The sequence below is a fragment of the Actinoplanes sp. NPDC051851 genome, from assembly GCF_040681165.1.
Taxonomy (GTDB): domain Bacteria; phylum Actinomycetota; class Actinomycetes; order Mycobacteriales; family Micromonosporaceae; genus Actinoplanes.
The window spans coordinates 105,479-123,296 of record NZ_JBFAYF010000030.1; the positions used below are offsets into that span (position 1 = coordinate 105,479).

The window sequence follows — 17,818 nt, forward strand, 5'->3', positions numbered from 1 at the left end:
CCGCGAGCCGCGCTACCGCCGGCTCTCCGGAGGACTCGCGAGCCCCTGCGCCTCCGGCAGGGGCGCGAGCCCCGGCGTCTCCGTCGGGGGCGCGAGCCCCGGCGTCTCCGTCGGGGGCGCGAGCCCCGGCGGGGTGGGGTCGGTGCGCAGGCGGGAGTAGAGCACGCCGTCGTGGTAGGCGCCGTCGCGGAACTCGGCCGCGCGGATCACGCCCTCCCGGGTGAAGCCGGCCTTGCGGAGCGCGTTCTGCTCGGCCAGGTTCTCGTCGTGGGTACCGGCCTGGATCCGGTGGATCGGGTAGTGCGTGAAGAGGTAGTCGCAGAGCATGACCTGCGCCCGCCACCCGATGCCGCGGCCGCGGAACTCCGGCAGCAGCACGATCCCGATCTCCATGGACGGGGTCGCCGAGAGGTGCGCCTCGCGGAAGTCGACGACTCCGGCCGTGTGGGCATCCGCCGACACGATCAGGCTGCTTCGGGACGGGGAGAGGTAGCCGTCCTCGGCGAAACGGCGGGCCACGGCGCCGGCGTCGCGGAATCCTCGCCAGTCGAGGCCGATGAGACCCGGCTCGGTCGTGAAGCGGCGCATCATGTCGAGATCCCCCTCGCGGAGGGGGCGGAGATCGATGTCCATAGGAACAGTGTGGGTGATAACAGACACCCAGTTGGGGCGACATTTCCGGCAATTGCCATCAATGCCGTTCATTTACGGGCGTGCAAGTGAGGTGGACAGGGTAGGGGATGATACAGCGGCGAAACATAAGTGAGTTCCCAAATTAGTGCGAAAGATGCTTTCGGGACTTGGCGGTCAGCCGGATCCCGGGGCATCCTCGTCAGTCGCCGATGATCTGGGGAGGTAAATCGATGCGGCTGTCCCGAACCCGGCGCGCCTTCATGATCAGCTTCTCGCTGATCATGGCGGGTCTCCTCGGCCAGGCGGCCGCGGCTCAGACGGTCGGCCCACAGGCCGCGGCCCCCACGCCCACCGTCACCGCGGCACCGGCAAACCCGTCCGCCAGCGCGCCCTCCACCGCGAAACCGAGCACGACGAAGCCGGGCACGGCGCAGACGAGCGCCAAGCCGTACACCACCGACAAGCGGGCCGAGAGCACCACGGTCACGAAGGGCAAGGGCCGCGCGGCCGGCCCGGCCGGCAGCCTGATGACCACCGGCAGCCAGGCGGTGGCGCTCACCTTCGACGACGGCCCGGACCCGGCGACCACGCCGGCGCTGCTGGACCTGCTGGACGAGCAGCACGTCAAGGCCACGTTCTGCCTGGTCGGCTCGAACGCGAAGAAGTTCCCGAACCTGGTCCGCGACATCGTGGACGCCGGTCACACGGTCTGCAACCACACCTGGAACCACGACCTCAAGCTGGGCAAGAAGTCGAAGGCGCAGATCAAGGCCGACATGGAGAAGACCAACGCGGCCATCCTCAAGGCCGCGCCGAACGCCACGATCGCCTACTTCCGGGCCCCGGGCGGCAAGTTCAACGCCAAGGTGGTGCAGGTCGCCGCCGATCTCGGGATGAGCTCGCTGTACTGGAAGGTCGACCCGCGCGACTGGGATCACCCCAAGGGCGAGACGCACGCCAAGCACCAGCAGAAGGTGATCAAGGCGGTGCAGAAGTACACCCATCAGGGGTCGATCGTGCTCTCGCACGACTACGCGCAGCCGGACACCATCAAGGCGTACCGGACTCTGATCCCCTGGCTGAAGAAGAAGTACAAGCTGATCGCGCTGCCGATTTAAAAATCAGTGCGAGGGCGGGATCACCCGGAGGTGGCCACGGCGCCCGGTCTGATGGCCGGGCGTGTGGTCGTGCTCGTCGGGGCGCGGGGGCGGTGCCGGGCGCGCGGCCTCGCGGACCGCCTCGGCGAGCGCGACCAGATCGTCGGTGGTGGGGGGTGGCGGCGCGAAGTCGCCGTCGTGCCGGACGAGCTCCCAGCCTCGGGGGGCGGTGAGGCTGCGGGCGTGCGGCTCGCAGAGGTCGTACGTGTGGGGTTCGGCGAACGCGGCGAGGGGGCCTACGACCGCCGTCGAATCGCTGTAGACGTAGGTCAGGGTGGCGACCGCCTGTCGGGGACAGCCGTTCCGGGAGCAGCGCCGTGGTGACCTCACGGCGGCACGTTATCGTCCCGGCGGGCGATAAGACGAGTGATACCCCGCGACACGCCGACCGGTGATGCATCACGATTCGGCCATGGTCCGCCGACACGCCGCCCCGTTGGGACGAATTAACTGCTCGGACACACGCCGAGGAACGGCCTGACCACGTATGTCGCCCGGGTGGGGATACGCTCACCGTGTGACCACCAGCCCCGAACGCCGCCGTACCGACCCGAAGGCGGCGCGTACCACCGGCCCGGGTCATCCGGCCCGGCGCGACCGGCACGGACGCGGCCTGCGTGGCCGCCTGGTGCCCGCCACTGTGCCGCTGGCCCGCACCAAGGCGGAGATCTTCGACGACCTGGTGCTGGACACGGTCGAGAGCCTCGAACGCCGCTATGCCAAGGAGCTGGCCGGCGTCGAGTTCGCGGTCGAGGACGTGCCGCCGGAGCTGAACGTCTACGACTCGGACGTGCTCGAGGACGGCGAGGTGCCCCTGGCCAGGCTGCTGCCCGGCCGCCCGGGGCGGCACGAGCTGCCACCACGGATCGTCCTGTACCGCCGCCCGCTGGAATTCCGGGCGATGGATCGGGAGGACCTCGCCGACCTCGTCCACGATGTGATCATCGAGCAGGTGGCCAACCTGCTCGGGGTGGATCCCGACGAGCTGGCCTGACGGCCGTCACCCGACCGGTCAGGCCACCCGGCGCTTCAGCTTGCGACGTTCACGTTCGGACAGTCCACCCCAGATCCCGAACCGTTCGTCGTGGCCGAGTGCGTACTCCAAACACTCCGCTTTGACGTCACAGCGGCCGCAGATGCGCTTGGCCTCACGCGTCGAGCCGCCCTTCTCCGGGAAGAATGCTTCCGGATCGGTCTGCGAACACAGCGCCCGCTCCTGCCACTCGGGCGCGTCCCCGAGCAGGTCGACCCCTTCAACCTGCGCTTCCATCGGCGTGCCTCCAAACTCTGCGCCGACAGCGATGCCAGCGCTGACCCCCCACGCACGCGGCGTGTTTCTGTGGGTTGGATGCGAAAAATCCACATCGTCCCCACAACCCCACCAAAATTACACGCGTGTAAGACGTGCGTCGTCAAGCCGAACCTGATAAATAGGCCCGTTCCCCCGAAGCGTTCGGGCGCGTCGGGGGCCCGTTCCCGCTCTATCTCCCGTAGCCACCGAGAGGTAACGCGAAGGCGGGGCCCCACGTCCAATTTAACCCGTTTTGTGACCAAGGCGCGAGCGGGGTGCCCCTAACGACGGCCGTAGACAGTGGTCCGTTCAACGGCGGGGCGGCCGGCGGCGGCCGCGAGCTCCTTCAGTTCGGAGACCGTACGAGCGCTCCCGTGCTCGGAACCGGCCATTCTGGAGATCGTCTCCTCCATCAACGTTCCACCCAGGTCGTTGCACCCGCCATTGAGCATCACCCGGGTGCCCTCGTCGCCCAGCTTCACCCAGGAGCACTGGATGTTGTCGATCCTGCCGTGCAGCAGGATCCGGGCCATCGCGTGCACCACCCGGTTCTCCCGCCAGGTCGGGCCGGGCCGGGCGATACCCGCCAGATAGATCGGGGCGTTGGTGTGGATGAAGGGCAGCGCCACGAACTCGGTGAATCCGCCCGTGACGTCCTGGATGCCGGCGAGCACCCGGAAGTGGCCGAGCCACTGGCGGGGGTGGTCGACGTGTCCGTACATCATGGTGGAACTGGAGCGGATGCCGACCTGGTGCGCGGTGGTGACCACCTCCTTCCACGCGGAGGCGGGGAGCTTGCCCTTGGTCAGCACCCAGCGCACGTCGTCGTCGAGGATCTCGGCCGCGGTGCCCGGGATGGTGCCGAGGCCGGCCTCCCGTAGTTCGGTGAGCCACTCCCTGATCGGGACGCCCGCCTTCGCCGAGGCGGTGACGATCTCCATCGGCGAGAACGCGTGCACGTGCATCCCCGGCACCCGCCGCTTCACCGCGCGGACCAGGTCGGCGTAGGCCGTGACGGGCATCTTGGGGTCGATGCCGCCCTGCATGCATACCTCGGAGGCACCGTCCCGCCAGGCCTCCTCGGCCCGGTCCGCGACCTGCTCCACGGAGAGGCGGTACGCGTCCGCGTCCTTCTCCCGCTGGGCGAACGCACAGAACCGGCACCCGACGTAGCAGACGTTGGTGAAGTTGATGTTCCGGTTCACGATGTACGTGATGTCGTCGCCGTTGACCTGCCGGCGGAAGCCGTCGGCGATCCGGGCCAGTTCGTCCAGCGCCGCACCGTCCGCGTTGAACAGCGCCATCGCCGCGTCCTCGTGCTTCTCCAGCAGGAGGGCGCCCGGGTCGGACTCGGCGAGCTTGAGCGCGGCCACCACGTCGGCCGGCATGTTCCGGGGCGCCTCCTTGACGTGCGCGGCCACCTCGTCCCAGTCGCCGTAGACGTAGTCGAAGTCGGACCGGCGGTCGGCGGTGCGCCCGTCGCTGTCGATGCTCTTGAAGAGATCGGTACGACCGCTTCCGTACGCCTCCTCGGGCTCCTGCCAGGGCAGTCCCTTGATCGGCACGTCGAGGGCCAGCCCATCCGGCCCGGACAGCGCGGTGACATGCGCCGTCACCCGGGGGTCGAGCCAGCCCTCACCTCCCCGGCGGACGAACTCGGGATAGATCGTGAGGCGCTCCTTCAGGATGAAGCCCGACTCCGCCGACTTCTCGGCCAGCGCATCGATCTGCGGCCACGGGCGCTCCGGGTTCACGTGGTCCGGCGTCACCGGGGAGACGCCGCCCCAGTCGTCGATCCCGGCCCGCAGCAGCAGCCCGAACTCGTCGTCGATCAGGTTCGGCGGCGCCTGGATCCGGGCCCGCGGGCCCATGATGATCCGGCCCACCGCCACCGTCGCGGCCAGCTCGCGCAGCTCGGCGTCGGGCATCCCGCGCATCGCCGTGTCCGGCTTGGCGCGGAAGTTCTGGATGATGACCTCCTGGATGTGGCCGTACTCCCGGGCGGCGCGGCGGATCGCGAAGAGCGACTCGACCCGCTCGGGCACCGTCTCGCCGATGCCGATCAGGATGCCGGTGGTGAACGGGACACCCACCCGCCCGGCGTCGTCCAGCACCCGGAGGCGGACCGCGGGCTCCTTGTCCGGCGAGCCGTAGTGCGGGCCGCCCGGCTCGGACCAGAGCCGGGTCGCGGTGGTCTCCAGCATCATGCCCATGCTCGGCGCCACCGGTTTGAGCCGCTGCAGCTCGGCCCAGCTCATCACGCCGGGGTTCAGGTGCGGCAGCAGGCCGGTCTCCTCCAGCACGGCGATCGCGCAGGAGCGCACGTAGTCGAGGGTGGAGTCGTAGCCGCGCTCGTCCAGCCACTGCCGGGCGGCCGGCCAGCGCTCCTCGGGGCGGTCGCCGAGCGTGAAGAGGGCCTCCTTGCAGCCCTGCGCGGCGCCCTGCCGGGCGATCTCCAGCACCTCGTCGCGCTCCAGGAAGGCGGCCGGGAGCCGGTGCGGCACGGTGGCGAACGTGCAGTAGTGACACCGGTCCTGACAGAGCCGGGTCAGAGGGATGAAGACCTTGCGGGAGTACGTGACCACGCCCGGGCGCCCGGCCTCGCGCAGGCCCGCGTCCCGCACTCCGGCGGCGATGGTCAGGAGCTCGTCGAACTTCTCGCCGGTGGCCGCGAGGAGCGCGGTGGCCTCGTCGGCGTCGATCGCTTTGCCGTCGGCGGCGCGGCGCAGTGCGCGGCGGATGCTCGCCTCGGTCGGTGCAGTTTCCCGGTTGGCCTCTACCACGCGACGAGCCTATGCCCGAATCGTTTCGCCCGCCGCTACGCTGCCCAGACGGGCCGAGTGTGATGAAACACGGTCAGCGAGTGACGAGTCCGGCCCGGCGCCCAGAGGGGGCCGGGCCGGTACGCCACGCTACTGACGGGGCGGATCCTGCTCGGCCGGGCCGAAACCGGGACGGTCGTCCGGCAGCACCGTGGTGGAGTCCGCCGACGGGGCGGCCCGCTCCGGCACCACCTGGGTGGCCTCCGCGGGCGGGGCGGGCGGGGCCGACGCGGGCGCGACCGGGGTGACCGGTGCGGCCGGGGATGGCGGGGTGAACGGCGGCGCCGCGACCGGCGCCTGGTTCCATGCGGGCTGAGCGGGCGGCTGCGGCTGGCCGTAGACACCGGGCTGCGGCGGGGGCGGGGTGAACGGCGGCTGGCCGTACACGCCGGGCTGCGGCTGCGGCTGCCCGTAGGTGCCGGGCGGCCCGTACTGCGGCTGGCCGTACGGTGCGCCGTACGGTGCGCCGTACGGCTGCTGGCCGTACATCCCGGGCTGCGGCTTCGGCTTCGGGACGAAGTAGAGGCCCCGCCAGATCTGGGTCAGCGCGTACGCCGCGACCCCGAACACCCCGAGCCAGGCCGCCCGGGCGAGCAGCGCGGTGAACGCCGCCGCCGCGTCGATCGAGGCCATGTTGCTGACCCCGAAGAGCACGCCGAAGACGACGCCGAAGAACGCCATCACCCCGTACTCGACCAGCGCGACCAGCGTGATCAGCCGGGCCTTGGGGTGCGCCGGCCGCAGCAGGTGCGCCAGCAGCACGGCGGCGAACGGGAAGGCGATGTTCTCCAGGTTCACGAACCCGCCGAAGCTGTACCGGGTGCGGTCGGCGAAGCCCTCCCCGAACAGGTCGACGATCGAGACGAAGAGGAACACCGCCGGAGCGCCGGCCAGGACGTACACGGCGAGATCGCGCAGCGGCGCCAGGTACTGGCCGATCGGCTTGCCCTCAGCCGGTGTGGGCTGCGGTGGACTGGTCACGGTTGAACTCCCGGACGTACGACGACAGAGCCCGCCCAGAGTAAACCGAGACCCACCACCCGGCCCGGCGGCGCAGGTGCGCGAGGATGGGGCGATGCGGATCGTGGTACTCACCGGGGGTATCGGCGGCGCCCGGTTCCTCGTCGGTGTCCGGGAACACGCCAGGGCCATCGGGGCCGACGTCACCGCCGTGGTCAACGTCGGGGACGACGTACGGATGCACGGCCTCCAGATCTGTCCCGACCTGGACAGCGTGATGTACACGCTGGGCGGGGCGGCGGACCCGGAGCGCGGCTGGGGCCGGGTCGGCGAGACCTGGGTGGTCAAGGAGGAGCTGGCGAAATACGCCGTCGAGCCCTCCTGGTTCGGCCTCGGCGACAAGGACACCGCCACCCATCTGGTACGCACCACCATGCTGAACGCCGGTTACCCGCTCTCCGCGGTGACCGCCGCCCTCTGCGAGCGCTGGCAGCCCGGCATCACCATGATCCCGGCCACCGACGACCGGCTGGAGACCCACGTGGTCTGCGACGTCGAGGGCGAACGGAAGGCGATTCACTTCCAGGAGTGGTGGGTGCGCTACCGCGGGAACGTGCCGACTCACCGGTTCGTGTTCGTCGGGGCCGAGTCCGCCAAGCCGGCCGCGGGCGTCGCCGACGCGCTGGCGGGCGCGGACGTGATCCTGATCGCCCCGAGCAATCCCGTGGTCAGCATCGCGCCGATCCTCGCCGTACCGGAGATCAGGGAAGCTGTGGCGAACGGCCCGGCGCCGGTGGTCGGGGTGTCGCCGATCATCGGCGGCTCACCGGTCCGCGGCATGGCCGACAAGTGCCTCGCCACGCTGGAGGTCGAGGTCAGCGCGGCGGGCGTCGGCCGGATGTACGGCCCACGCGCCGAGGGTGGCCTGCTGAACGGCTGGCTGGTCGACACGTCGGACGCCGGCGCCGAGGTGCCCGGCGTGACCACCCGCGCGGTGCCGCTCTGGATGAAGGACGAGGCCACCACGGCCCGGATGGTCGCCGACGCGCTGGAGCTGGTCCGGTGAGGCTGGAGATCCTGCCCGTCGAGGGGATCGGCGACGTCACCCCCGGCGACGACCTGGTCGGGCTGATCACGGCGGCCGCGCCCTGGCTCGCCGACGGCGACGTCCTGGTGGTGACCAGCAAGATCGTGTCGAAGGCGGAGGGCCGGCTGGTCGAGGTGCCGGCCGACGGCCCGGAGCGCGACGAGGCCCGCCTGCGCGCGCTGGAGTCGGAGACCGCCCGGGTGGTCGCCCGCCGGGGCCCGACGACGATCGTGCAGACCCACCACGGCTTCGTGATGGCCGCCGCCGGGATCGACGCCTCGAACGTCGACAAGACCCACCTGGTGCTGCTCCCCGACGACCCGGACGCCTCGGCCCGGCGGCTGCGCGCCGGGTTCGCGGAGCACGGCCTGGACGTCGCGGTGATCGTGTCGGACACCATGGGCCGGGCGTGGCGCAACGGCCTGACCGATGTCGCCCTCGGCTCGTCCGGGATCGAGCCGCTGCTCGACCACCGAGGCCGGGTCGACCCGTACGGCAACGAGCTCTCGCTCACCCAGATGGCCGTGGTCGACGAGCTCTCCGCCGCGGCCGAGCTGGTCAAGGGGAAGTGCGACCAGGTTCCGGTGGCGGTGGTCCGGGGCTATCCGTACGCGCCCGGGGAGACCGGCGTGCGAGTGCTGATCCGCGACGCGGAGAGCGACATGTTCGGCCTGGGCACCGCCGAGGCGCGCGCCCAGGGCCTCCGCGACGCCGCGCTGCTGTCCGATACCGCCCAGTCCCCCGAGCCCACCGACCCCGCCGCGGTCAAGCGGGCGGTCGCCCTGGTCACCGCGTCTCTCGCTCCGGAGACCGGCATCGCGCTCAGCGCGGGCGCGCTTCACCTGACCACCGCCGGGTCCGGGTCCGCGGATCTGCTCCGGCTGGGTTCCGATGCCTTCCGGGTACGCGCCATGCTCACCGCCGAGGGCGTACCGACCACGCTGGAGATCGACGATCGGGGCATCGTCCTGAGTTTCGGAGAGTCACATGAGCCTGTATGACGACGCCGTCGGGGTGCTGACCAGCTGGACGGCACCGTCCGAGGCGGCCGAGCTGAACCGTAAGCGCACCCTCGCCCTGCTCGCCGACGGCCCGGACGCGATGACCCGGGCGCACCGGGCAGGGCACGTCACCGCCAGCGCGCTGGTCGTCGACGACGCCGGCCGGGTGCTGCTCTGCCTGCACGGCCGGCTCGGCCTCTGGATGCAGCTGGGCGGGCACTGCGAGGCGGGCGACGCGACGCTGGCCGCCGCGGCGCTGCGCGAGGCGACCGAGGAGTCCGGCATCCCGGGGCTGCTCCTCGACCCGGAGCCGATCGACATCGACGTGCACGAGGTGCGCTGCGGCGCCGCGGACGGCGAGCCGGCCACCCCGAGCGTCCACTACGACGTGCGGTTCCTGCTGCGGGCACCGGCCGGCGCGGTGGAGCGGATCAGCGACGAGTCGGCGGACCTGGCCTGGTTCGCGACCGACGCGCTGCCCAGCCCGCTCGCGGACGGCGTGATCCAGCAGATCGCCCCGGCGAAGGCCCGTTTCTGATCTTTCTCCCGGCTTCGTGCCGCGGGTCCCGGACGATCGTTTCCGGACTCGCGGCATCGAGCATTCTGATGTCGGCAACGCCCATAACCGACAGAACTGGTGAGAAGAACCCATGCGTAAGCTCGTCGCCCCGGCCCTGATCCTCCTGACCGGCCTTACCGGGTGCTCCGCTGCCTCCTCTTCTTCCGCCGCCCCCGGCGCGACCGCATCCGCCGCTGCCCCGGCCACCACCGCCGGCGCGGAATCGGCCTCGGCGCCCGCGGCCGCCGCCACGAAGACCACGAAGGCGACCGCGGCGACCAAGGCCGGCGCCTGCCGCAGCGAGGGCGTGAAGACCAGCGTCGAGCTGCAGGAGGCGGAGGGCACCACCCAGCGCGCCATGGTGATCGTGACCAACAGCGGGAAGAGCAACTGCACGCTCGACGGCTGGGTGGCGATCTCCCTGGTCAACGCCGCCGACGAGGTGGTGGACGTGCCGACCAGCCGGGTGAAGGAGCCGGGCCCGGCCGAGCCGATCACGCTCAAGCCGGGGACCTCGGCCTTCGCCGGGATCAAGTGGACCAGTTGCGACAAGGGCGACGACACCTGCGGGGTGGGCAACACCCTGCGCTACAACCTGGAGGCGAGCACCGACGGCCCGGTCGCCGAGCTCTCCGGCTTCCCGAACCCGGAGTCCAGCGCGATCACCATGACGTCGCTGAAGATCGGCACGCTGCAGCCGAGCAACCAGGGCGTCGTCGCCTGGTGATCCCGCCGCTCGGGGAGCCGGTCGCCTGGCTCCCCGAGTGCGCCGATCAGATGTAGCCGTGCTGGCCCAGCTCCTTGAGCTGGTCCACCAGGTGCTTGACCTCCTGGGCCCGCTCGCGCGGGCAGACCAGCACCGCGTCCGGGGTGTCCACGATGATCAGATCGCTGACGCCGAGCGCGGCCACCAGGCGGCCCGAGGACGGGACCACCACCAGGCCACCGGCGTCGCGCAGTACGACCGCCGGGCGCTCCACGTCGCCGGACTGCCCGACCACGACGTTGCCGGACGGGTCGGCGGTGAGCACCTCGCCGAGCGTGTGGAAGTCGCCGACGTCGTTCCAGCCGAAGTCGCCGGGGACCGTACCGACCCGGCCGGTCGCGGCGGCGCCCTCCATCACGGCGTAATCCACCGAGATGCGCGGCAGGGTCGGCCAGACCTCGCCCATCACCTCCTCCTGGGCCGAGGTCTCCCAGGCCTGGGCGATACGGCGGACGCCCGCGGCGAGCTGTGGCTGCTGCCGGGCGAGTTCGGTCAGGAAGGCGTCCACCCGCCAGACGAACATGCCGGCGTTCCAGAGGTAGTTCCCGGACTTCACGTAGCTCTCGGCCACGTCGTAGGAGGGCTTCTCCTTGAACTCCTGGACCGTACGCAGCGGGCCGTCGCCGATCTCGCCGCCGCAGTGCAGGTAGCCGTACCCGGTCTCGGGGCGGGTCGGGGTGATGCCGAGGGTCATGAGCAGGCCCTGCTCGGCACCGGCCATCGCCCGCCGGATCACCGCGGAGAACTCGTCCTTGTCGGCGATCAGGTGATCGGACGCGAATGAGCCCATGATCGCCTGCGGATCGCGCCGCGCGATCACCGCCGCGGCGAGAGCGATCGCCGCGCAGGAATCGCGCGGCGAGGGCTCCACGAGAACGTTTTCCTCGGGCATCGCGGAAAGCTGCCGGGAAACGGCGGCCGCGTGCGCGACGCCGGTTACCACAAAGATCCGTTCAGGCGAGGTGAGTGTGTCCAGCCGGTCCACCGTCGCCTGCAGTAGGGAGGCGTCGGTGCCGGTCAGGGGGTGAAGAAACTTGGGATGACCGGCGCGGGACAGTGGCCAGAGACGGGTTCCGGTACCGCCCGCCAGAACCACGCCGTACAGCACATTCCGTTCGTCGCTCATGCGCGGAGAGTTTAGTTGATGATCAAGCAGCCACTCGATTCCACGTTGTTACATGTACTTCCGCGCTCGACGCCCACGTGAATTCTTTGGCACGATCGAATCCCGCTTTCGCCAACGTCTGGCGTCGTTGCTCGTCATGCAGCAGATCGGCCAGATCCTCGGCGATTCGCTCCGGCGCCTCTGTCGTATATGCGACGGCGTCGCCACCCACCTCTGGGAGTGACAGGCGCGGCGTGGTGAGCACCGGGGTGCCGCACGCCATCGCCTCCAGAATCGGCAGACCGAAGCCCTCGCCGAACGACGGGTAACACGCCACCAGGGCGCCGCCGAGGAAGCCGGGAAGGTCCGCGTAGCGGAGGTAGCCCGGGCGCAGCAGGCGCAGGTGCGGCGGGACCTCGGCGACCGCGCGGTCGATGTCGTCGTCGTGGCCGCTGCCACCGGCGATCACCAGGGCCGGCGGGTGCGGCCAGTCGGCCACCGCACGGGCCCAGCCGCGGATCAGGTTCGGCACGTTCTTCCGCGGCTCCTTGGCGCCGAGGAACGCGACGTAGCCGGCGTCGCCGAGGCCGAGCCGGGCACGGACCCGCGCCTTCTCCTCGTCGGTCGGCGCGTGGAAGGCCGCGTGGTCGACGCCGTGGTACGCCACGTCGATCCGGGTCGGGTCGGCGTCGAGCAGCCGGATCAGCTCGTCCCGGGTGGCCTTGCTCGGCACGATCACCCGGGCGGCCCGGCGCAGCGACGTCTTGATCGCGCTGCGGAAGAAGGTCCGCTTGGTGTTGTCGTAGTGCTCCGGCTCGGTGAAGAACGTCGCGTCGTGCACGGTGACCGTCACCGGGCAGCCGGTCCGCAGCGGGCAGGTGTAGAAGGGCGAGTGCAGCACCTCCGCCCCCACCTGCTGGGCGAGCAGCGGCAGGCCGGTCTGCTCCCAGGCGAGCCGGGCGGGCCGGTGCGCGATGGCTGCCGGACCGGGGATCACCTCGGCTTCCGGGAGCATGCGGCGGTAACGCTCCGCATCCGAACGCTGCGCCACGACGGCGAGGTTCACGCGGTCCGGCTCGAACTGCCCGAGGGCACCGAGCAATCCGTCGACATATCTGCCGACACCACCTCTGTCCGCGGGGACACTAGTGGCGTCGACCAGCACTCGCGGGGGGCGACCGGGGGTCACGAGGCATCTCCTTGGCGTCTCTGACGTACCGATGCTGCGGTGTTGCTCCGACGTTGAGGGTCGGCAACGTCACTGTCGAGGGTACGCCCGGAACGCTTCAGGAAAGTGTCCGCGACACCTGTGGTTGCCTTACCTCGTCGTAATCGCCGTCATCGGCGTTCCGGCTCGATGACACAGAGTGACCCGCCTATCGTGAAGACCGATGAACACCACTCTCCCGCAGGTCCTCGCCGAGGCCGTCCGGCGCGACCCGGCCACGCCGCTGCTCACCTTCTACGACGACGTCTCCGGCGACCGCACCGAACTCTCCGGCGCCACCCTGGACAACTGGGTCTCCAAGACCGCGAACCTGCTGGTCGACGGGGCCGGCCTGGGGCACGGGGACAACGTCGCCCTGGTCATGCCGCCACACTGGCAGACCGCGGCGATCCTGCTCGGCGCCGCGGCCGCCGGGCTCGCCACCGACCTGGCTGACCTGGGCGGTGACCCGCAGCCGGTGGAGGCGCTCTTCACCACCCCGGACCTGGTCGAACGGGCCGCCGCGTGGAGCGCCACCGACCGGTACGCCACCGGGCTGCTGCCGCTCGCCATGCCGCTGCGCGAGCTCCCGGCCGGGTACGCCGACTTCGTCACCGAGGTCCGCAACTACGGTGACCACTTCCGGGGCGAACCGGTCAGCCCGGCCGACCGGGTGTTCGCCGGGCCGATCGAACTCAGCCACGCGGACGCTCTCGCGGGCGCCGAGGACCGCGCCACCCAGCTCGGTTTCGGCGCCGGCGACCGGGTGATGTTCGACCTCGCGATCCACCCGGACCCGGTCGACTGGCTGCTCGCCCCGCTGCTGGTCGGCGCCTCGGTGGTGCTCTGCGCCAACCTCGACCACGACAGGATCGACGCGCGCGCGGTCACCGAGAAGGTCAGCCTGGTTCTCTCCTGACCCGGGCCAACTCGGCGAAAGCGGTCAGGGAGTCCGGGTTCGCGAGAGCACCCCTGGCCGCGGCCGACTCGACGGGCGAACCGGTGAGGATGCGCTTCACCGGGACCTCGAGCTTCTTGCCGGAGAGCGTGCGAGGCACCGCGCGTACCGGGAAGATCTCGTCGGGAACGTGCCGCGGTGACAGCGCGGCACGCAGCTCTCGCGCGATCCGGCCGCGCAGGGGTGCGCCGAGGTCGGCACCGTCGGCGAGCACCACGAAGAGCAGCAGCTCGCCGTTGGGGTCATCGGCTCTGTCCAGATGGACGACCAGCGAGTCGTCGATCTCCGGCATGTTCTCGACCACCGAGTAGAACTCCGAGGTGCCCAGCCGGACGCCGCCGCGGTTGAGGGTGGCGTCGGAGCGGCCGGTGATCACGCAGCTGCCGTCCTCCTCGACGGTGATCCAGTCGCCGTGCCGCCAGACGCCGGGGAAGACGCCGAAGTACGCCTCGCGGTACCGCGAACCGTCCGGGTCGTTCCAGAAACCGACCGGCATGCTCGGCATCGGCGCGCTGATCACCAGTTCGCCGAGCTCGCCGACGACGGGCTTCCCCGCCGGGTCGTAGGCCTCCACCCGGGCGCCGAGACTGCGGCCGGCGATCACGCCCGCACGCACCGGAAGCAGCGGCGATCCGCCGACGAAACCGGTGCAGACGTCGGTGCCGCCGGAGAGCGAGAGCAGCTGGAGATCGCGGCCGACCGCCTCGTAGACCCAGGCGAATCCCTCGGGCGGCAGCGGCGCGCCGGTCGATCCGAGGCCTTTGAGGTGTTTGCGGGGCGTGATCCCGGCCTTGCGGCAGGCCAGCAGGAAGGGCGCCGACGTGCCGAAATAGGTGATCCCGGCGGTGTCGATCAGGTCCCAGAGCGCATCCAGCGAGGGCCAGCCCGGATCGCCGTCGAAGAGCACGATCGCCGCGCCCACGGCCGGGCCGCTGGCCAGGTAGTTCCACATCATCCAGCCGGTGGTGGTGAACCAGAAGAATCGGTCACCCGGCCCGAGGTCGTGATGCAGCGCGAGGATCTTCAGGTGCTCCAGCAGGATGCCGCCGTGCCCGTGAACGATCGGCTTCGGCAGCCCGGTGGTCCCGGAGCTGTAGAGGACGTAGAGCGGATGGTCGAACGGGACGGGGTCGAAGGCGAGCGGCTCGTCGCTTTCAGGGTAAAAATCATTCTTTTCGTTGATATACCCGATTTCAAGGAAGTGCTCGACCGACGGCAGCGCCGCCCTGATCGCGCGCACCTCGGCACGCCGGTCGATGAGCTTGTCGCCGTAGCGGTAGCCGTCGACCGCGACCAGCACCTTCGGCTCGATCTGACTCCAGCGGTCGATCACGCTGCGTGATCCGAACTCGGGAGCGCAGGACGAGAAGATCGCGCCGAGGCTCGCGGTCGCCAGCATCAGTACGTAGGTCTCCGGGATGTTCGGGGCATACGCCACCACCCGGTCCCCCCGGCCGACACCCCGGGCCTTCAGCCCGGCACGCACGCGCCGCACCCGATCACGCAGCTGCCGCGCGGTCACGCTGATCATTTCGCGACTTTGCGAGTACGCCAGCAGGACCGGCTCATCGTCCGCGACACCCGGCATCCGCAGCACGTTCTCGGCGTAGTTGAGCGTCGCCCCGGGGAACCAGCGCGCGCCCGGCATGGCGGTGCCCTCGAGGACCGCGGTCGGCGGATCGTGCGCGACGACCGCGAAGTACTCCCAGATCGATCCCCAGAACCCGGACAGATCAGTGACCGACCACTCCCAGAGGGCGGCGTAGCCGGGGAAGGTGAGCCCGCGCTCCCGCTCGAGCCAGGAGAGGTAGTGTCCGATCCGGGACGACTCCCGGGCATCCGCCGGCGGCTCCCAGAGAAGTGTGCCGGACGTCACTTCGCCTGTCGTCATGGCCACACCTTAACGGCGCTTCCCGTCGATGCCTCCCGCCGATTTCCCGGCCCTCCGCGGCCCGGCCCTCCGCGGCCCGTCCTTCCTCAGGGCTCATCCTTCCTCAGGGCCCATCCTTTCTCAGGGCTCGCCGTGGTCGGCGGCGCGGGCCTGCTGGATCGCGGCGCGGCGGGCCAGGCGGTGATCACGGCGGATCAGCGCCTCCTTGAACCGGCGGTGATCGCCGGGATCCCCGGGCAGCACCGGCGGGACCTTCCGCGGGTTGCCGGCCACGTCCACCCCGACGAAGACCAGGTACGCCGTCGCCACCGGGATCGGCGTGGCGCCCACCGCGTCCCAGCGCTCGGCGGCCAGCTTCACGCCGACCTCCATCGAGGTCGTACCGCTCCAGTTGACCTGCGCGTACGCGTGCACCAGATCACCGACCCGGACCGGCTCCAGAAAGACGATCTCGTCGATCGCCGCCGTCACCGCGGTGCCCCCGCTGTGCCGCGCCGCCGACGCACCCGCCACATCATCGACGAACTTCATCAGCACGCCGCCGTGCACCGTCCCGTACAGATTCACGTCGACCGCGGTCATGATCTTGCTGAGCGTGACGCGGGACTGCGCCGTGGGACGCCCGGAGAGCTGTTCTTCCATGCCGGTACGTTACGGCGACTTTCGCCATCGTTGCTCCGTCGAGGTACCTTTCCCGATCATGCGCCATCTCCGGTCGATCCTGTACGCGCTCGTTCTGGCCCCCGCGGTGTGGGTCCTCTCCGGTGTCGGTTTCACCCACGACATGATCAGTCGCGGACGGGAGATGTTCGCTGCCGAGTCGGTGGGCGGCCTGCTCCTCCTGGTCTTCGCCGGCATCCTCTACGCCATCATGGTCTTCTCCCCGATCTCCCCGGCCGGCCCGACACTGGCCGGCCTGCTCTTCGCCGGGATGACCTACTGGGCGTTGAACTCACCCACCGGCTATGCGGGCGTCTGGCCCTCCGCGGTCACCAAGTCCGATTTCGATCTGAGCAGACCGGGGTACGGCCTGGCCGCCCTGCTCGCGGTACCCCTGCTGTGCACCGCGCTGAGCGCACGACGCTGGGCCCGCTACGAGCCCCCGGTCCTCCCGATCATCGGCGAGATCGGCCGCTTCCGCGGTTCCGCCCGCGTCGCCGGCGAGACGGTGGCCGCCATCCAGACCACGGTCCTGCGCGCCGGCGCCGGCACCGCCTCCGCCTCCGCCTCCGACAAGACCGCCTACCTCCCGATGGGCACCGCCTCGGACAAGACGGCCTACGTCCCGACCGGGAACGCCGCCGACAAGACCGCATATGTTCCGACCGGCGCGCCGTCTGCGCCTCCTGTGCCCTCTGCGCCGTCTGCGCCGTCTGCGCCGTCTGCTTCCGCCTCGGACGCCACGGTGACCATGTCCGCCGTGACCGGCGACAAGACCGTCACCATGCCCACGGCCACCGACGACCGCACGATCGCCATGCCGGTCGCCGCCGCCCCGGTTCAGATCCCGGCAGCGGCCCCGCCCACGCTCGTTCCTTCGGCTCCCGTCCAGCCCGCGCCGTCCGTCCCGTCCGTCCCGTCCGCGGCCGCGCCGTCCGCCCCGTCCGCCCCGTCCGCCCCGTCCGCGGCCGCGCCGTCCGCCCCGTCCGCGCCCGCCCCGGCAGCGCAGGTACCAGCCGCGGCGGCCAAGCCGTCGGTGGTCGCGCCGACCTCCGACGCGACGATCATCATGCCCGTGGCCAGGCCCGCCGCCGAGGCCAAGTCGCCCGAAGTACCCGCGAATACCTCAAGCGGCAATAAATCCGGTATTACCACTAATCCGACTATCGCCGTCGAGGCCGGAAAATCGGGTGCTCCCCAGATCCCGGCCCAGAGGATCCCGGCCCAGAAAACCGCGGCCGGGATCGACGCGGCTCGCCCCACGACGAACCCGGACGACGACGCGACCGAGGTCCTGAGCGCCGGTAGCCTGGCCGCCGCCGCCCAGCCCCCGGCCCAGTCCCCCACGTCCGGGTCCTGACCCGCACCACCCCCGACAGAACACCGAACAGCCACGAGACCCAGCCGGACCGGACGAACTGGCTCTCGTGGCTGTTCCGCGCCACCCCTGTTCCGCGCCACCCCAGTGCCGCCCCACCCCAGTGCCGCAGCACCCCTGACCGCCAGCCGACGAGCGCGCGTGCCCGGCTGGCGGTCAGAGGTCCCTCGCGCGTGTTCAGACACCCCTCAACACCAGCCGACGACAACGGGCTGGCAACCAAGGGTGCCTCCCACCTGCCCAGACACCTCTCGTCGCCAGCTGGCGGGCGGCGGGAGGCCGGCGGCGGGCGGCGGCGCTGCCGGACGAGCGCGTCCAGCTCACCGTCTTGCGTCATACGCAA

17 protein-coding genes are annotated in these 17,818 nt (G+C 70.9%); 8 read left to right on the forward strand and 9 right to left on the reverse strand.

Annotation, left to right across the window (positions count from 1 at the left end; all coding sequences use genetic code 11):
- Positions 1-12 precede the first annotated feature (12 nt).
- The gene (locus AB0M08_RS26720; protein WP_364498569.1) at positions 13-633 is read right to left on the reverse strand and encodes a GNAT family protein; all 621 of its coding nucleotides are present in this window, start codon (positions 631-633) and stop codon (positions 13-15) included.
- Between the two features lie 230 nt (positions 634-863).
- Between AB0M08_RS26720 and AB0M08_RS26725 the strand changes: the two genes are divergently transcribed.
- On the forward strand, positions 864-1,751 hold the full coding sequence (locus AB0M08_RS26725; protein WP_364498572.1) for a polysaccharide deacetylase family protein: 888 nt from the start codon (positions 864-866) through the stop codon (positions 1,749-1,751).
- A 3-nt stretch (positions 1,752-1,754) separates the two neighbouring features.
- Here the strand turns inward: AB0M08_RS26725 and AB0M08_RS26730 are convergent, their stop codons facing one another.
- Positions 1,755-2,120: a DUF3499 domain-containing protein gene (locus tag AB0M08_RS26730; protein ID WP_364498575.1), complete on the reverse strand. Its 366-nt coding sequence runs from the start codon at positions 2,118-2,120 to the stop codon at positions 1,755-1,757.
- 298 nt (positions 2,121-2,418) lie between these two features.
- Here AB0M08_RS26730 and AB0M08_RS26735 point away from each other — a divergent pair, with 298 nt between their 5' ends.
- The gene (locus AB0M08_RS26735; protein ID WP_183223054.1) at positions 2,419-2,784 is read left to right on the forward strand and encodes a metallopeptidase family protein; all 366 of its coding nucleotides are present in this window, start codon (positions 2,419-2,421) and stop codon (positions 2,782-2,784) included.
- A gap of 18 nt (positions 2,785-2,802) precedes the next feature.
- Here the strand turns inward: AB0M08_RS26735 and AB0M08_RS26740 are convergent, their stop codons facing one another.
- The 3 genes from AB0M08_RS26740 to AB0M08_RS26750 form a co-directional block, all read right to left on the reverse strand.
- Positions 2,803-3,060 (reverse strand): WhiB family transcriptional regulator, encoded by a 258-nt coding sequence (locus AB0M08_RS26740; protein ID WP_015619224.1) that lies wholly within the window; start codon positions 3,058-3,060, stop codon positions 2,803-2,805.
- Positions 3,061-3,362: 302 nt separating this feature from the next.
- Positions 3,363-5,864: a bifunctional FO biosynthesis protein CofGH gene (locus AB0M08_RS26745; RefSeq protein WP_364498578.1), complete on the reverse strand. Its 2,502-nt coding sequence runs from the start codon at positions 5,862-5,864 to the stop codon at positions 3,363-3,365.
- Between the two features lie 129 nt (positions 5,865-5,993).
- Entirely contained in the window at positions 5,994-6,884 is an 891-nt protein-coding gene (locus tag AB0M08_RS26750; RefSeq protein ID WP_364498580.1) for a hypothetical protein, read from the reverse strand.
- A gap of 94 nt (positions 6,885-6,978) precedes the next feature.
- Here AB0M08_RS26750 and cofD point away from each other — a divergent pair, with 94 nt between their 5' ends.
- The 4 genes from cofD (at position 6,979) to AB0M08_RS26770 (ending at position 10,237) form a co-directional block, all read left to right on the forward strand.
- Positions 6,979-7,929 (forward strand): 2-phospho-L-lactate transferase, encoded by a 951-nt coding sequence (gene cofD / locus AB0M08_RS26755; RefSeq protein ID WP_364498583.1) that lies wholly within the window; start codon positions 6,979-6,981, stop codon positions 7,927-7,929.
- Positions 7,926-8,951 carry a coenzyme F420-0:L-glutamate ligase gene (locus AB0M08_RS26760; protein ID WP_364498585.1) on the forward strand — a complete coding sequence of 342 codons (1,026 nt, stop codon included), beginning with the start codon at positions 7,926-7,928 and terminating at the stop codon, positions 8,949-8,951. Before cofD ends, AB0M08_RS26760 begins: the two co-directional genes overlap by 4 nt.
- Positions 8,938-9,489 carry an NUDIX domain-containing protein gene (locus AB0M08_RS26765; protein ID WP_364498588.1) on the forward strand — a complete coding sequence of 184 codons (552 nt, stop codon included), beginning with the start codon at positions 8,938-8,940 and terminating at the stop codon, positions 9,487-9,489. The genes AB0M08_RS26760 and AB0M08_RS26765 overlap by 14 nt, the downstream gene beginning before the upstream one ends.
- Before the next feature lie 112 nt (positions 9,490-9,601).
- Positions 9,602-10,237 carry a DUF4232 domain-containing protein gene (locus AB0M08_RS26770; RefSeq protein WP_364498591.1) on the forward strand — a complete coding sequence of 212 codons (636 nt, stop codon included), beginning with the start codon at positions 9,602-9,604 and terminating at the stop codon, positions 10,235-10,237.
- Between the two features lie 46 nt (positions 10,238-10,283).
- Here AB0M08_RS26770 and AB0M08_RS26775 read toward each other — a convergent pair whose 3' ends face one another.
- Positions 10,284-11,384, reverse strand: a complete 1,101-nt coding sequence (locus AB0M08_RS26775; RefSeq protein ID WP_364498614.1) for a sugar phosphate nucleotidyltransferase — start codon at positions 11,382-11,384, stop codon at positions 10,284-10,286.
- Positions 11,385-11,424: 40 nt separating this feature from the next.
- On the reverse strand, positions 11,425-12,570 hold the full coding sequence (locus AB0M08_RS26780) for a glycosyltransferase family 1 protein (protein WP_364498594.1): 1,146 nt from the start codon (positions 12,568-12,570) through the stop codon (positions 11,425-11,427).
- 202 nt (positions 12,571-12,772) lie between these two features.
- Between AB0M08_RS26780 and AB0M08_RS26785 the strand changes: the two genes are divergently transcribed.
- Positions 12,773-13,507: a TIGR03089 family protein gene (locus AB0M08_RS26785; protein WP_364498596.1), complete on the forward strand. Its 735-nt coding sequence runs from the start codon at positions 12,773-12,775 to the stop codon at positions 13,505-13,507.
- Here AB0M08_RS26785 and AB0M08_RS26790 read toward each other — a convergent pair.
- Together AB0M08_RS26790 and AB0M08_RS26795 are read right to left on the reverse strand one after the other, a co-directional pair.
- Positions 13,488-15,437, reverse strand: coding sequence for an acetoacetate--CoA ligase (locus AB0M08_RS26790; protein WP_364498599.1), 1,950 nt, complete (start codon positions 15,435-15,437; stop codon positions 13,488-13,490). The two genes, AB0M08_RS26785 and AB0M08_RS26790, sit on opposite strands and share 20 nt — an antisense overlap.
- A 120-nt stretch (positions 15,438-15,557) precedes the next feature.
- On the reverse strand, positions 15,558-16,079 hold the full coding sequence (locus tag AB0M08_RS26795; protein WP_364498602.1) for an acyl-CoA thioesterase: 522 nt from the start codon (positions 16,077-16,079) through the stop codon (positions 15,558-15,560).
- 58 nt (positions 16,080-16,137) lie between these two features.
- On the opposite strand from AB0M08_RS26795, the gene AB0M08_RS26800 reads away from it, so the two are divergent.
- Positions 16,138-17,457, forward strand: a complete 1,320-nt coding sequence (locus tag AB0M08_RS26800) for a hypothetical protein (RefSeq protein ID WP_364498605.1) — start codon at positions 16,138-16,140, stop codon at positions 17,455-17,457.
- The last annotated feature ends 361 nt before the right edge of the window (positions 17,458-17,818 follow it).

What these genes read in the sequence shown, in the direction of transcription:
- AB0M08_RS26785 (WP_364498596.1), top strand. Translation starts at nt 12,773, where the DNA reads ATGAACACCACTCTCCCGCAGGTCCTCGCCGAGGCCGTCCGGCGCGAC.
- AB0M08_RS26765 (WP_364498588.1), top strand. Translation starts at nt 8,938, where the DNA reads ATGAGCCTGTATGACGACGCCGTCGGGGTGCTGACCAGCTGGACGGCA.
- AB0M08_RS26720 (WP_364498569.1), bottom strand. Translation starts at nt 633, where the DNA reads ATGGACATCGATCTCCGCCCCCTCCGCGAGGGGGATCTCGACATGATG.
- AB0M08_RS26740 (WP_015619224.1), bottom strand. Translation starts at nt 3,060, where the DNA reads ATGGAAGCGCAGGTTGAAGGGGTCGACCTGCTCGGGGACGCGCCCGAG.
- AB0M08_RS26770 (WP_364498591.1), top strand. Translation starts at nt 9,602, where the DNA reads ATGCGTAAGCTCGTCGCCCCGGCCCTGATCCTCCTGACCGGCCTTACC.
- AB0M08_RS26790 (WP_364498599.1), bottom strand. Translation starts at nt 15,437, where the DNA reads ATGACGACAGGCGAAGTGACGTCCGGCACACTTCTCTGGGAGCCGCCG.
- AB0M08_RS26795 (WP_364498602.1), bottom strand. Translation starts at nt 16,079, where the DNA reads ATGGAAGAACAGCTCTCCGGGCGTCCCACGGCGCAGTCCCGCGTCACG.
- AB0M08_RS26725 (WP_364498572.1), top strand. Translation starts at nt 864, where the DNA reads ATGCGGCTGTCCCGAACCCGGCGCGCCTTCATGATCAGCTTCTCGCTG.
- AB0M08_RS26800 (WP_364498605.1), top strand. Translation starts at nt 16,138, where the DNA reads ATGCGCCATCTCCGGTCGATCCTGTACGCGCTCGTTCTGGCCCCCGCG.
- cofD (WP_364498583.1), top strand. Translation starts at nt 6,979, where the DNA reads ATGCGGATCGTGGTACTCACCGGGGGTATCGGCGGCGCCCGGTTCCTC.